Annotated in this window: 8 protein-coding genes; 4 read left to right on the forward strand and 4 right to left on the reverse strand. The window is 40.8% G+C overall.

Features of this window, described 5'->3' with window-relative positions; genetic code table 11:
• Positions 1-8 precede the first annotated feature (8 nt).
• The 4 genes from J7E57_RS21745 to J7E57_RS21760 all read left to right on the forward strand — a co-directional run bounded on the left by J7E57_RS21745 (position 9) and on the right by J7E57_RS21760 (position 8481).
• Positions 9-2006 carry a RagB/SusD family nutrient uptake outer membrane protein gene (locus J7E57_RS21745; protein WP_215130972.1) on the forward strand — a complete coding sequence of 666 codons (1998 nt, stop codon included), beginning with the start codon at positions 9-11 and terminating at the stop codon, positions 2004-2006.
• A 639-nt stretch (positions 2007-2645) separates the two neighbouring features.
• Positions 2646-3656 (forward strand): family 43 glycosylhydrolase, encoded by a 1011-nt coding sequence (locus J7E57_RS21750; RefSeq protein ID WP_215130970.1) that lies wholly within the window; start codon positions 2646-2648, stop codon positions 3654-3656.
• Positions 3656-6619, forward strand: coding sequence for a glycoside hydrolase family 2 protein (locus J7E57_RS21755; RefSeq protein WP_251030003.1), 2964 nt, complete (start codon positions 3656-3658; stop codon positions 6617-6619). Before J7E57_RS21750 ends, J7E57_RS21755 begins: the two co-directional genes overlap by 1 nt.
• Before the next feature lie 191 nt (positions 6620-6810).
• The gene (locus J7E57_RS21760; protein WP_215130968.1) at positions 6811-8481 is read left to right on the forward strand and encodes a GH39 family glycosyl hydrolase; all 1671 of its coding nucleotides are present in this window, start codon (positions 6811-6813) and stop codon (positions 8479-8481) included.
• 399 nt (positions 8482-8880) lie between these two features.
• Here the strand turns inward: J7E57_RS21760 and J7E57_RS21765 are convergent, their stop codons facing one another.
• The 4 genes from J7E57_RS21765 to J7E57_RS21780 all read right to left on the reverse strand — a co-directional run bounded on the left by J7E57_RS21765 (position 8881) and on the right by J7E57_RS21780 (position 15971).
• The gene (locus tag J7E57_RS21765; RefSeq protein ID WP_215130966.1) at positions 8881-10134 is read right to left on the reverse strand and encodes a glycoside hydrolase family 28 protein; all 1254 of its coding nucleotides are present in this window, start codon (positions 10132-10134) and stop codon (positions 8881-8883) included.
• 62 nt (positions 10135-10196) lie between these two features.
• Positions 10197-12968 (reverse strand): glycosyl hydrolase, encoded by a 2772-nt coding sequence (locus J7E57_RS21770; RefSeq protein WP_215130964.1) that lies wholly within the window; start codon positions 12966-12968, stop codon positions 10197-10199.
• A 4-nt stretch (positions 12969-12972) separates the two neighbouring features.
• Positions 12973-13281 (reverse strand): L-rhamnose mutarotase, encoded by a 309-nt coding sequence (gene rhaM / locus J7E57_RS21775; protein ID WP_215130962.1) that lies wholly within the window; start codon positions 13279-13281, stop codon positions 12973-12975.
• 236 nt (positions 13282-13517) lie between these two features.
• On the reverse strand, positions 13518-15971 hold the full coding sequence (locus J7E57_RS21780; protein WP_251030004.1) for a glycoside hydrolase family 31 protein: 2454 nt from the start codon (positions 15969-15971) through the stop codon (positions 13518-13520).

Here is a 15971-nt window from a genome sequence, read left to right on the forward strand (position 1 = left end):
TATTGATTATGAAAAAGATTGTAAATATTATATCAGGGGTGGCTTTGTTAGGAAGCTTAATGGTTCTTCCCACTTCCTGTAAAAAAAGTTTCCTGGATGAGGAAGTGATCAACTCACGCAATACATCCGATTTTCAAAAAACAGAAGGATTAGACGGATTGGTTATTGGTATGTACCAAAGTTTAAAATTCCATTTTAATTATACCTGGGCCTACACCAGCACCAATTATGGGGTAGATGAGTTTACTGTTGGTGGTGATAGAACCGAGCAGATGTGGAACTCGTATGACGGAACCTTAAATTCGCTAAATGTGGATGTACAGGCTGTTTTCGACAATATGTATACGAATATTAACTCAGCCAATATCGTGATTAAAAATGTACCCATCTATTACACTGGTGCCAACAAAAATACCCGATTGGGAGAAGGCTACTTTATGCGTGCCTTCGATTATTTTAAACTGGTTAAGCAATATGGAGGGGTGCCTTTACAGCTCGAATCGGTAGAAACGATTAAAGATGAATTTACAAGGAATTCGGCTAAAGAAGTATACGAGCAGGTAATTCAGGATTTTACACAAGCTTATAATCTGCTGCCAACAGTGGCTGCAGAAAGAGGAAGAATTACCAAATGGGCGGCGGCCCACTTTCTGGCCAAGGCTTATCTGTTCCGCGCGAGTGAAATGAACAACGACTGGAATGGCGATACCAAAACGGCCGATCTACAAAACGCAATTAAATATGCAGATTTAGTAATTGGCAGCGGCCAGCATAGTTTAGCTTCGAACTACAGCGATCTGTGGAACTTCACCGCGGTTGATGGTGCAAACGAAACCAACCGGGAAGTTATCCTGGCTGCCCAGTTTTCGAACAATACTGCAACCCAAGGAAGATATGGTAACCAAATACACCTGTATTATCCATCCGTTTACCAAACCCTTCCCGGAATGACACGCGATATAGCTGGAGGACGCGAATTTCAACGTATGAGATCAACAGATTATGCCTTAGACGTTTTTGACCGCGTGAATGATTCAAGATTCTGGAAAAGTTTCAAAACACGTTACGTAGCCAATAATGCAGCCAGTATTCCAAAATGGGTTAAAGGTAGCGCCCCTACTCCGGCACAAGAAGGACAACCAAAATTTGTAGTTGGTGAAGAGGCTGTTTTGTACATTGTAAACAATGCTGGCGATACCCGATATACGCCAATAGTTGATAAGGCCGATCCTGCTTTACCAACAGATCTTGCGCGCCGCAAACCAACTATGTTTGTGAGGTATTTTGCCGGTCAACCACAAAGCTACTTAAATGCCCATGGCAATTACGGTGTGAGCCAATATGTAGCTTTATCTAAATTTATGGATGGCTCCAGAAACCTGGTTGCTTCACAGTTCGGTCAGCGTGATGGAATTCTGGCCCGTCTTGCCGAAACCTATTTAATTGCAGCCGAAGCTTACGGACGATTGGGTCAGTATGCACAGGCCATTCCTTACCTAAATACGGTTCGCGATCGTGCAGCCTACAAAGATGGAGAAGACCGTTCTTCTTACGTTGATGGTGGAATTTCTTATAAAACGAATCCAGCAGTAACCTCTGCAATTGTTTCCTATTCAGACAAAAATACCTATTTCGAATCGAATAATATCCCTGTAACGACAACCAATACATTATCGTCAATGCATTTAAATAGTGAGGCCGATATTTTTAACTCCGGCAAAGATTTTTACGATAAAGTTGGCGCAAGTTCGGATGCAGACAAGTTCAAAGCCTTTATTTTGGATGAACGTTCGAGAGAATTGATGGGCGAGTTAATGAGATGGGAAGACTTGGCCCGCACCAAAACATTGGTGACCCGTACCGCTGCATTTAATCTGGAAGCTAAACCGATTGCAAGTAAACATTACCTGCGCCCAATTCCTCAAAGTTTCTTAGATGTACTTAAAATTGGTGGAGAGCCTTTAACTGCTGAGCAAAAACAAGCCATGCAAAACCCGGGTTGGTAAATAGCTTGGGCTAAAAAAAGGTTGTATTATAAATATAGCTTTGTCATCCTGAGGGATAACTTATTGTACAAAATCAAAATCTTTGCGGTGATAGGCCGCGAAAAATCGTCATTGCGAGAAGGCTTTTTCAGCCGACGAAGCAATCTTACAACGATCGCTACCAGCGTGCGCATTAAGATTGCTTTGTTCCTCACAATGACGAAATTTCTATAGGAATCTGTAAGTGGTAGTAGAATCGAAGGACTTGTTTTAAATACTTTTGAAGTGTTTCGACGACTTGTCCCGATTTTCATCGGGAGGCTCTCCGTAGGAGTCCTTTGGACAACATGACAGAATCTGATGAGCAATTAACTTTATGATGCAACCTTTTTTAAAAAAAACCTTATTATTATCCCTCTCTGTATTTCGTATTGTATTTGTTACTTCCTCACTACAACCACTGCAGCATTATTTCAAACGTTTGAAAAGCGTTTAAAGCTGTTTATCTGTACGCTGCCCATTTTCTACAGGATAGAGCAGGACGGCCCTCTCAATTTTAAACGCTAAACTCGTTTAAACTATTTAACCAAATATTTCCTTTTTATTAATGGCGTTTTTATCCCAATGGTATAGAAACGGTCCAATAATGATCAATTTGAGATGAAAAAACTCCTCCTTGCATTTTTGATACTGTTTTCTATATGTGCTTTTGCTCAAAAAAGCAACAAAACAACGCTAGTTCCCAAGCCATTGTACAGCGATCCTGTTTACGATGGCGCTGCCGATCCGGTGGTGATCTGGAATGAAGGAGAAAAGAAGTGGTTTATGTTTTATACCAACCGCAGGGCAAATGTTAAAAACCTCGATGGCGTAAGTTGGGTACATGGCACCCGTATCGGCATTGCTGAATCTGAAGATGGCGTAAAATGGAAATATCGTGATACCTGCGATATTCAATACCGCTTAACCGATTATACCCATTGGGCACCAGAGGTAATCGAAAATAAGGGAATTTACCACATGTATTTAACCTATGTGCCTGGCGTTTTTAAAGATTGGCGCCACCCAAGGTATATTGTTCACCTTACGAGTAAAAACCTCATCAACTGGAAATTCGAATCCAAACTGAACCTGGCCTCCGATCATTGCATTGATGCCTGTGTATTTAAATTGCCTAATAACAAAGGATGGCGCATGTATTACAACAATGAAATGGCTGGCAAATCCATCTATTATGCCGACAGTAAAAATCTGTACAACTGGGAAGATAGCGGCAAAAAATTAATTGGCGATAAAGGCTGCGAAGGTCCAAAAGTTTTCTATTGGAAAAACACCTATTGGATGGTGGTCGACAACTGGAACGGTCTCGGCATATATTCATCTACCGATCTCCTCACCTGGAAACGCCAGCCCAAAAACATTTTACAGGCACCCGGAAAAGGAACCGATGATGGTGTAATGGGCGGTCATGCCGATGTGGTAGTGAATGGAGATAAAGCCTATATCTATTACTTTACCCACCCTGGCCGAACACCCGAAAATAAAGGAATCGATAACTACACGACTAGAAGAAGTGTGATTCAACTGGCAGAATTAGAATACGCCAATGGCGAAATCAGCTGCAACCGTGATAAATCCTTAGCTATTAAATTAAGTCCTAACCAAAAATAATGAAGCATATTTACCTTTTCTTAATGGTTGCGCTACTGCCCTTTATCACTTTTGCCCAACAACCGGTTACCCCAAGAAAAACCTACAACTTTAATCCCGGCTGGAAACTCTTTGTAGGTGATTTACCTGGCGCAGAAAGCACCGATTTTGATGATAAGGCATGGAAACCGATTACCCTACCCTATGCATGGAACGAAGATGAAGCCTTCAAAAAATCTATAGAAGATTTATCAACCGGTATTGCTTGGTACCGTAAACATTTTACCATTTCAGAAACCAACAAAAGCAGTAAAATATTCCTTGAATTTGAGGGTATTAGGCAGGCGGGTGAATTTTACCTGAACGGAAAGTTTATTGGCCGGCATGAAAATGGCGTGATGGCTTTTGGATTTGACATTAGCAGTTTAATTAATCAGAACAAAGAAAATGTGATTGCGGTTAAGATCGATAATGCCTGGAACTACAAAGAAAAGGCGACCAACTCTGGCTACCAATGGAACGATAAAAATTTTAATGCCAATTACGGGGGAATATCTAAAAACGTACGCCTGCATGTTACTGGTAATGTATATCAAACACTTCCACTTTATTCTACTTTAAAAACTACGGGTAACTACTGTTACGCTAAAGATTTCAATATTAAAGGTAAATCAGCTTTAGTGGTTTCTGAATCGCAGGTTAAAAATGAAAGTGAAACGGATAAAAAACTGATTTATGAGGTGGAACTTAAAGACCTTGATGGAAAAATAGTTAAAACCTTTAAATCCGCAGAAACCAATATCAAAGCTGGCGATACTTTAACCTTAAAAGCCGAAGCATTGGTAACCGGCTTAAATTTTTGGAGCTGGGGCTACGGCTACTTATACACGGTTACTTCAAGATTAAAATCTGAAGGCAAGACTATCGATGAGCTGAGCACCAAAACCGGATTTAGAAAAACAGCATTTAAAAACGGGATGGTTTATTTGAACGATCGGGTATTGATGATGAAAGGTTATGCCCAGCGCAGCAGTAACGAATGGCCGGCAATCGGCTTATCAGTACCACCTTGGCTAAGCGATTACAGCAATCAACTCATGGTAGAAAGCAACGCCAATTTGGTACGCTGGATGCACATTACGCCATGGAAACAGGATATAGAATCTTGCGACCGCGTAGGTTTGATCCAAGCCATGCCTGCCGGAGATTCGGAAAAAGATGTTACCGGAACCCGTTGGGATCAGCGAAAAGCGGTAATGACAGATGCGATTATTTACAACCGCAACAACCCGAGTATCGTTTTTTACGAATGTGGAAACGAATCGATCAGTACAGCGCACATGCAGGAAATGAAAGAGATTAGAAATCTTTACGACCCAAATGGAGGCAGAGCAATCGGATCGAGAGAAATGCTTGATATCCCTGAAGCCGAATATGGTGGCGAAATGTTATACATCAATAAAAGCGCAACCAAACCAGTATGGTCTATGGAGTATTCAAGAGATGAGGCCCTAAGGAAATATTGGGATGAGTTCTCCCCTCCCTTCCATGTAAATGGTGCAGGTCCGAAATACAAAGATGCCGATGCCAGCGATTATAACCGCAACCAGGATTCTTTTGCCATTGAAGATGTAATCCGTTGGAACGAATATTACGAAGAACGCCCCGGAACAGGAACCAGGATAAGTTCGGGTGGGGTAAACATTATATTTTCTGATTCGAATACCCACCACCGCGGCGAAGAAAACTACCGCAGAAGTGGCGAAGTGGATGCGATGCGCATTCCTAAAGATGCCTTTTTTGCACACAAAGTAATGTGGGATGGTTGGGTTGATGCTAAAAAAACCGGGATCCACTTAATCGGGCACTGGAACTACAAAGCTGGAGTTAAGAAGAATGTATACGTGGTGGCCAGTGGCGACAAGGTTGAGCTGATTTTGAACAATAAATCGCTTGGTTTTGGCGAAAAAAGTAATGGTTTTCTGTTCACTTTTAGAAACATAACTTTCCAGGCGGGCACAATAAAGGCCATTTCTTATTCTTCAGCAGGAAAAAAACTGACAGAAACACAATTAAAAACAGCAGGCAAACCAGTAGGGTTAAAACTTACTGTAATGAAAAACCCAAGCGGTTTTAAGGCTGATGGTGCCGATGTGGTATTGGTGCAGGTTGAAGTAACAGATCAGGATGGAAACCGTTGCCCTACGGCTTCAAATATGATCAAATTTAGTTTAGATGGCCCAGCCGAATGGCGTGGAGGTTTAGCCCAAGGGCCAGATAATTATATTTTGGCCAAAGATCTGCCAGTAGAAAATGGGGTAAACAGAGTGCTCATCAGATCGACAACTACTGCTGGGAAAATTAATTTAACCGCAAAAGCAGAAGACCTACAATCAGCACGCCTTTCATTCGAAACTTTACCGGTTAATACTGCTCAGGGATTATCTAACCAATTACCAAGCGATGGCTTGAAACCGAATTTAAGCAAAGGCGCAACACCGCTTGATCCATCATACACAATTTCCCGTAAATCGATTAAAATTATTGCTGCTGAAGCAGGTGCAAACAGCGAAAAAGCCAATTTAAGTTTCGATGATAATGAATTGAGCGATTGGGTAAACGATGGAAAGATCGCTACCGCATGGATCAAATATACTTTAGCAAAAGAAAGTACGGTATCAGCAGTTTCGCTAAAATTGAATGGTTTTAGAACCAAAATTTATCCGTTAAGGGTCTTGGTTGATGGAAAAGTGGTTTTCGAAGGCAATAGCAAACCTAGCCTAGGTTATTTTACTGCAAACTGCAAGCCAACAAAAGGAAAAACAGTGACCATACAATTAGTGGGCTCCGGAAAAGACAAAGAAAACTCATATATTGGCGTAGAGGTAAATGGTAAAAAACTTGATGATGGTATTGACCATGCAGAAACCAAACTAAAAGGTGGTTTAAGTATTATTGAAGCAGAAATTTACGAGCAGCCATAAGTAGACTTCCGAAGTTTTGCCAGGCCATATGCCAGGTAAACTTCGGAAGTCCATTACTAACGCTTAAACAGTCGTCACCCTGAATTTAGTTCAGGGTCTTAAAAAGGCATGAAGGATACTGACCTGTAGCAAAGCGGAAAGCTACCCAGTAAAACAAGTTCAGCATGACGCAATCTCTAAACTAACAAGATATGAAAACATTTAAAAAAGCTTACCTCCTACTCTTTAGCTTAACCGCTTTCATCCATACGGTTAATGCGCAGTCTAAAGCCAACATCGAGGTTAATTTCGACAAGAATATAGCACCCATGAAACCCATTTGGGCCTGGTTTGGCTACGATGAGCCGAATTACACCTATATGAAAGATGGCCAGAAGTTATTGACCGAAATTTCTAAATTAAGTCCGGTTCCGGTATATGTACGTGCGCATAACCTGCTAACCTCTGGCGATGGTACTCCTGCTTTAAAATGGGGATCGACGAATGCCTATACTGAAGATGCCAAAGGTAATCCGGTTTACAACTGGAAAATTGTTGATCAGATTTTCGATACTTACATAAAAAGAGGCATGAAACCTTTGGCTCAAATAGGCTTTATGCCTGAGGCACTTTCAACCAAACCTCAACCCTATCAACACAAATGGAAACCTGGCGCCCGATATGATGAAATTTTAACCGGCTGGGCCTATCCGCCAAAAGATTACAAAAAGTGGGGCAATTTGGTTTACGAATGGGTAAAACATTGTGTAGCACGATATGGCAAGGCTGAGGTAGAAAGCTGGTACTGGGAAGTGTGGAACGAGCCGGATGGCGCTTATTGGAAAGGTACACAGGCCGAATTCTTTAAACTTTACGATTACGCTGCCGATGGACTAAAACGCGCCTTACCTACTGCGAAAATTGGTGGTGCCAACGTAACAGGTGGCGGAACGAAGTACCTGGATGCCTTTATCAAACATTGTTTAAACGACACCAATTATGTAACAGGTAAAATTGGTTCTCCTTTAGATGCTGTTCTTTTTCATGCGAAAGGCTCACCAAGGGTGGTTAACGGAACCGTGGTGATGAATGTAAGGGCTCAGCTCCGCAATATTGATGGAAATTATAAGATCATCAGTAAATACCCTCAACTTAAAAATATCCCTGTAATTATCGGCGAATCCGATCCTGAAGGCTGTGCAGCCTGTGGCATGAGTACCAATCCTGAAAATGCCTACCGAAACGGCACCATGTATTCGAGTTATACCGCAGCCTCTTTTGCCCGGCTTTACGAACTTACAGATAAATATAAAATCAACCTCTTGGGTGCTGTTACCTGGTCGTTCGAATTCGAAAACCAGCCTTGGTTTGCAGGTTTTCGCGATTTAGCTACCAATGGTGTTGATAAACCTGTGTTAAATGTATTCAGAATGTTTGGCCAGATGAAAGGGAACCGTGTTGAAGCCACAAGCAATCGCATGTACAATTTAAATTCTATTTTGGATTCGAGCATCAGAAAACCGCAAACAGATATAGGTGTTTTAGCCACTAAAGCCGAGAAAACGGCCGCTGTTATGTTGTGGAATTACCACGATGAGGATAAAACGGATTCGAAAGACGTTGTTTCCATCTTGTTGAATAAATTGCCTGCAAAAACAATAACCATAACCGAATATCGTATTGATGCTGATAACAGCAATTCTTATTCAGAATGGAAAAAAATGGGCTCCCCACAAAACCCGGATGCAAAACAGATTGCAGCATTAAAAAAATCCGGCCAGCTTAAAATGATTGGTAAACCCAGAAAATTTGACACCACAGGTGGTGCTTTTGAAATGGAATTAGCCAGACAAGGGGTGGCTTTATTGAAATTGGATTGGTAGGGTTAACCACAATTCAAAGCGTCACCCTGAATTTAGTTCAGGATCTTAATAACATGAAAGATACTGACCTGTAGCAAAGCGGAAAGCTACGTAATAAATTTATTTCATTGTCTTAGTTGCATGATATGCACTGAAACAATCAGGATTTCATATGGGTTGGTGCGGCACCAATCGATAAAAAAGTCCCTGTGGTGTGTTTACAGACCACCTAAATATAATTTTTTCGTTTTGTGAGGACACAGACCGAGAATTAGGATTTTTACTACTCCGGTCGTCACCCTGAATTCATTTCAGGGCCTTAATAGCATGATGGATACTGACCTGTAGCGAAGCGGATATCGATTAAAAACTTGCGAAGTTCTCCCATTCAATGGTCTGGTAAACTTCGGAAGTTTGCCGTTAAGGTTTAACTACCAAAGGCGCTCCGTTTACCATTACGTTCTCAATTTTAACATCCTGATACCTGTTTTTCAGAAAAGGTGTTTTTGTAGTTACTTCCAAATCTTTAAAAAGAAAACCAGATACCTTATCTTCAGGATTCCCATCCATTTCACCAAATTTTGTTGCTTCTACTTTAATGTTTGAGATCTTGATGTTTCTAATCGTACCAAATGGTTTTGCGGTACTGCCAGCCAAATCGAAAAACTGTTTCCAGGGGTTTAAGTCGATAATTGCGCCGCATTTTCCTGTAATGTTTTCTACCGTAATATTTTCGTAAAGCTGAAAAGTATCTCCACGCATTTTCATTTTTAAAATCGGGCAGTTATTCTCTACCTTACAGTTTCGCATGGTAATATTACGTGCATGAATACACTCGCTTCCCATGGTTAAAGTAGCATGTGCTTCGCCAATGGTACAGTTTTCAATTAAAATATCTTCAACAATACCATTTTCTGGCAGTTTTTGTGCATCGGGTCCTTTACCACCTTTAATGCAAATAGCATCGTCATTTACAGAGATATAACAATTTCTGATCGTTACTTTTTTACAAAAATCAATGTCAATGCCATCAGTGCTTGGCGCTTTTACTGGCCGAAACGGCGAACGGATATCACAATTCTCAATTAATACATCATTAGATTGGTACAAATGGGTGGTCCAGAATCCAGAATTACGCAATTTTACTCCCTTAATATTCACATTATTGCATCCCCAGATAAAAAGTAACCGCGGACGGCTTACTTCCAGGTTTGTAGATTCTCTTCCTAATTTCTTAAGCGAATCGCGATGTGCCCAAAATGTTTTCCAGAATTTAAGGCCATTTCCATCAATAGTTCCCGGACCTGAAATACTAAAACCATCTACTTTTGTCGCATTAATTAATGCCGCAAAGTATTTAAGGCTCCTCCCTTCCATACGCGACGGAATAAAAGGGTAATCTTTTATGTTATCAGATCCTTTAAGCACAGCACCTTCTTGTAACAACAGCTTCGTTTTAGGCTTAAAAAAGAGTGCTCCGCTAAGATAAACACCTTTAGGGATTACAATCGTTCCTCCTCCTTTTTGATAGGCTTTATCTATTACACTTTGAATGGCTTTGGTATTCAGTTTGGTGCTATCGGCACTGACCCCAAATTTTGTGATGACATAATCTTGAGCCATGGCATTTATACCAATGGCGGTAAACAAAGCGAGTATAATGAGTTTTTTCATGATAAAATGCATATTGATTTGTACAAAGCAAGATTTGCGCCTGCGGGAATAACAGTATATGATTAGTTAAAAGCTGTGATGCTTACCGGTCCAATCAATCCCGATGGCATTACGTTCCAGTTTGATGCATCAAAATCCTTATAATTAATATTTACGAAATTGATCTCGTGGTAGTTCCGCCACTGGATTTTTTTGATATCCATATCACGGATTCGGTTCGCCATCAGGTTAACCACTTCAATTTTAATGGTATTAGACCCTGCTTTTAAATATTTGCCAACACGGGCCTGAAAAGGGATACTCCATAAAATGCCCACTTCCTGACCATTGATCCACACCCTGGCACTTTCATCTACCTGGTTCAAGTTTAAAACATATTCTTTGGCTGTTTTCGAACTCAGATTAAAACTCGAGGTGTAAACACCAGTGCCAGAAAAGGCCTGTAATTTAGGATCGTTTAAAGTAGTCCAGCTTACCGGTTTAGCTAACTGCTGATCTGCAGGAAGCTCCGGTCCACCTTCGGTAAAATGTAATTTCCATGGTTGGTTAAGGTTAATCGTACTGGCAGCTTTATTTAAATAAACCCAGGGCGTATTGATTGTTCCATTATGCTCAACTTTTAAAAACAAACTTTCTCCCGATTTAAGCTGTACGCGAACCTTTTTATCGCGTAACGTAGCTAACCCCTCGTTTGAACTTTGTGGATCCATGATTAAAACCTGGCCGGTTTCATTTAAAGAAAGTTCGGTGTCGATATCTTTAGCAGTATGGTTAACCAAATAATAGTATTTGCCGGTTGTTGTTTTCCTCCTGATAAATTGAAGGCCCGAATCGGTCAAAGTTTCTCTATTAATGGCTACCGAACTTAATGCTTTTTGCACATCATCAGCAAGCAAGATTAGCCCTGCGCCAACTTTAAACTGTTTAATACCACCTGCGCCATCCGTAAAAATCAATTTAGTCAAGCTAGCTTTTAGCTGTGCTCTGCGGGCTTCCAGATCGTTTAAACCTGGAACATCTTTAGGTAGTGCCTGAAAAATGACTTTTGCTCCGCTGCTGGCCAGTTTTATCATTTGATCTAACGTTTCCGGGCTCATCATTTCACATTGCGGAACAATTAACACCTGATATGGCGCAGCGGCCGCGTTAGTACTAATCAATGTTTTGTTAACCGTTGATTGCTTTAACAATCGATCAGATGCAAAATCAAAAGAATAACCTGATTTAGAAAGTTCTTTTGATAGTTTATAAAAGGCTGTTGGGTGTAACCATTCATCAACATCATGTACTTTTAAGGCCATATCTAAACCTTTAGCCTTGTTCCATACATCATATATTGGCCAATAGATCAAAAGTTCGTTGTCGGGTTTTCCTGATTGAAGAATGGACTGACAACGGGCTATATAATTGTTCAAACCCTGCGCTTGTGGCCATAAACTGTTGTTCGGATTCATTTCTACCGAAGCATAAAACAACCATCCCGGCCAAGGGGCATTTGCAGGTGAATTGGTGGTTCCATGATAAAAAATATGGTTTATTCCTGCCAGAAACAATTGTTCTGCTTCTGGTTTACACTGCGAAAATGATGTTTTAAAATGCTCGGTTAGCCAGGTAAACGTTTCGGAAGACGCCAGTTTTTTGCCTCCTGTGTGTGCTGCAGATGATGCAAATTTGCTCATTATCGGATCGGGATCTACGTTGCGGATATCTCCAGCATCACGCCTAAGACCTGGAATTGGGAAGTAACTTGAACCAAAGGTTTCCGTTTCAGGAATATCAACTGCTCCATAAAGATCGAGCAGATTTCCTGGAGAACCATGCGACTGGTTTTTGGTCACCGATTTAAGCTGATGCGCCCAATTGGTCCAGTTTTGCGTAAAATTATGGAGCAAAAGTTCATCCATGGTTTCGCGGTAATCAGATTTTAAACGGGCAATATCTGCATTTGTGGAATCCTTACCGGTTAATTCTTTAATATGAGTGGACAGATCGTAGCCCCTGTTTTTCTTAAATTCCTGAAAGAAAGTTGGCGTCCATGTTGCACCATAAACTTCATAACTATCGTTAAAAAACGACCGAACACCTTGGGGTTTACCTCCAAAAGCATCCGAAAATCTTTTCAGGTAAACATCAACAGCATTTTTATCGAGGTGATCTAAAGTAAAACCTTCGCCGCCAGGTGCTGCACGTTTAACCATTTGTCTGGTTTTACCTGCAAAAGCAGCATAAATATCCCAACTCCCACCACCAGGCGACCAATTTAAAGTTCCATCAGCCTCAACTTTAGAAAGCAGATTGAGCACCTCACCATTATTACCATATGCGGTTAAAGCCTGTAACTGCGCGAAATCCTGTTTCGCTTCTTTAACTTTAATGGTTTCGGTTAACTTCTCCCCCGCCTTGAGTTTATATTGTTGGGTAATCAGTTTGGTAGCAGCGTTTTCGAGCTTAATCTGCGGACCGCCAAATGGCCAGCCCGTACCAGTATTCATATCAACACCCAAGCCTAAAGTATTGGCTTTATTAACCGTATGGTGCAATATATTCACCCACTCTGGCGATAAAAACTGTAAATATTGCTTTTCAAAACCCTTGGCACCATAAATTGGTGTAATTTCTACACCGCCAAGACCAGCATCTGCGTATTTCTTTAAAACCAGGTTCAAGTTCTGTTCGTCTACAGCATTTCCCATCCACCACCAACGTGTCCAGGGTTTCATTTGCTTTTCGATAACAGGCCAACTGTTGGTGTTTTTTACAGGCTTTTGTGCTTTAGCCAAACTAAAAATTAATGCACTAAGTAGCAGAACAGAAAAGAATCTATGTAATTGCATATTTTTAATCTAAATGGAATACCATTTCTAAAGGAAATGTTTTTGGTGAATTATCGGCATTGGTTTCCATAATATCGGCCATGTATGCCCACCATTTTTGCACAATCTGGGTACTGCCTAAATCTTGCGAGGAATTTCCATTTTGTTGCTGCACGGCAAAAAGTGTATTGGTTTCTTCATCTAAAAAGATAGAATAATCGCTGATCCCATTTTCTTTTAACAAAGTAGATAACGCTGGCCAGATCTCATCATGGCGTTTTTTATATTCTGTTTCAAAACCTGGTTTAAGTTTCATTTTGAATGCAATTTTCATGTTTTCAATTTATTTTAAGGATTTTATCAAGTTAAAACCATTTTATTTCTTCCATGGTCCGCCCCCACGGACCATTTATTAATTAAATCATTCAGTTTAAAAGGTCGTCATTCCCGCGCAGGCGGGAATCTTAATGCGACCTCCAAGCCTATCAAGGCATTACGATTCCCAATCAAGTTGGGAATGACGAAAGCGCCTGATGCATCCGCCGTGACCCATGTCCTCACTAACCACCATTAATTCACCACAAAACTTAAATCAGCACTGTTATCTCCGGTTGATTTGATCCAAAGTATTTTATTTTTTATATCATAAAACCAGCCTTCAGTTTTATCCAATTGATCAGGTGTTTTTAAAACTTTTAATTTAATACCATTTTCTGAAACAACACCAGGATCTGCTTTTCCCATCCAATGTATTTTAGCCAGGTATTTATGCTGAATTGGCTTAAAACTACCTGTTGGTTTAACCACTTTCAGTGTTAAATCCGATGCTGTTAATGAGGAAGTAATCTTGGTTAAAGCAAAGTTCCCTGTTTTGTATGCAGCGCTTAAATTGTCGTCTTCGTACATATCATATTCAGATGCTCCATAAGGAAAAACATCCAGGGTAATCACATCAACTGGTTTTTCACCACTGTAGGCCATTTCTGGCTGCATCGGAATAATGCTTCCCGCCTTAACAAACAAAGGAATGGTATCTAAAGGCGCTACTATATGATGATAACTTTTGCCTTCGTATTTTTCGTTTGTCCAATAGTTAAACCAGGTACCTTCTGGTAAATAAACCGAACGGGTAATGGCGCCTTTGGTGGTTACCGGGGCAACCATTAAATTGTCGCCAAACATATACTGATCACCAATTTCGTACACATTTTCATCATCCTGATGGTTGAGTACCAAAGCCCTCATCATTGGCAAACCTGTTTCGTATTGCTGACGCATACTAGTATACATATAAGGGAATAAACGGTAACGCAACAGATCGTATTTTTTGAAATTACGCAAAGCATCTTCACCATATTTCCAGGGTTCTTTATAACCGGGGTGATCCACCCCAAAAACAAGTGCAATCGGGCTGAACATCCCAAACTGCACCCAACGGATATACAGCTCCGGATCGGCCTGATGTTCGAAACCGCCCATACAATGCGCCCAGGAACCTACACCTGATAAGCCCACATTTAGGCCAGCCTTAATTACCGGAGCAAAATATTGCCATTCACTAGGCCAATCGCCTGCAAAAATATACGGATAACGTTGAATGCCCGAATAACCTTCTCGGGTTTGATTTAATCCCCTAAAACCATTAAACTTTTCGAACTCCAAAAACGGTGCTTTGGCATAGGCTATTGGAAAAAGATTGTGCAAGCGTTCTGCATCTTTTCCTGTTGGACCAACCTTCTCACTTTCGTTGGCTAAAGATCCAAACGCACTGCCTTCATCCGTTTTCAGAAATTTTGCGCCTAATTTTGCTACGCGCATTACGCCGTTATCCCACCACCACTGTGTAGCTTTTTCATCGAAAAAGTTAACAAATTCGCCGGGTTTACCATTTTCGGGATAAGTATAACCCTGTGCTCTGGCCTGATCCAATAAGTTTAACTTTTTGGCATTATCAAACCGTGGACGAAGGTGAAGCCCAACCATTTTATAATTCATGGCGTAAAGGCTATCGAACATCGACTTTGGATCTTTAAAGGTTTCTCTCCATTCGAAAGAAGTTGCACCTTTACCTCCATTTTCGCCGAATAAACGCCAGGTAGAATCTAACCAAAGTAGATCAACCGGAATACCTAACGACCGGTATTTTTTGGCCAGCTCAACCACATAATGATCGGAAGTTTGTGCCTCATGACCCCATGTACCTCCGCTATATGTACCGGCATGTAAGCCTAAAGCAAACTGCGGCAACATCGGCGATTTGCCTGTAATACTGGTATAATGATCTAAAATAGCCGGAAAAGTTGGCCCATATATGAAATAGTAATCCAATTCTCCATCAGCGGCTTTAAAACTATACTGATCTTTTTTAGAAGCGCCCATATCCCATTCGGTAGCAAAAGAATTATGCAGGAAAATACCATAACCTTTTGTACTCATAAAAAACGGAACCGGACAATAATTCGCTTCCAATATATTGTAAGCACCGATGGCGTGCGGCAAACCTTTACCACGTCCAACATTTAAAGTTACTTTTTTAAAGCGGCGGTCCATAAAATCCATGCGCTCGCCAAAACCAAAGAAATGTTCATCGGCCTGCAGTTTTTTAGTTACCCCAACCTGCGTATTTTCTTTATTTACTGATCCATTGACTTCGCTGCTCAGCAATTTACCCTTGACATCAAAAACATCAATCCTGATTGGGGTTTTGTATAATTTAATCACCAATTTTGAGGTGGCAAGCAAGAAATGATCTTTTTTATCCGAAACTTTAACCGCTACATTAGCCCAGTTGTAATTAATCACCATCAGGTTTTCGTTGACTTCGAATTTTCCGTTCCAACTGGTTCTGATCCTGAAGATTTCTGGCGTACAGAACTCCAATTTCACTTCTCCCCCTATGGTTAAAAATGAAATGGTATTGCCCGTTTTCTTAAAACCAGATTTATAATCGCCAATGTTTTGTGCCCTGGCGATGGCAAGTATAAAAACTAAGGATAGGACAAAAGCTAAAAGTTTCTTCATCAT

This window comes from Pedobacter sp. ISL-64 (genome assembly GCF_018613605.1).
Lineage (GTDB): Bacteria > Bacteroidota > Bacteroidia > Sphingobacteriales > Sphingobacteriaceae > Pedobacter.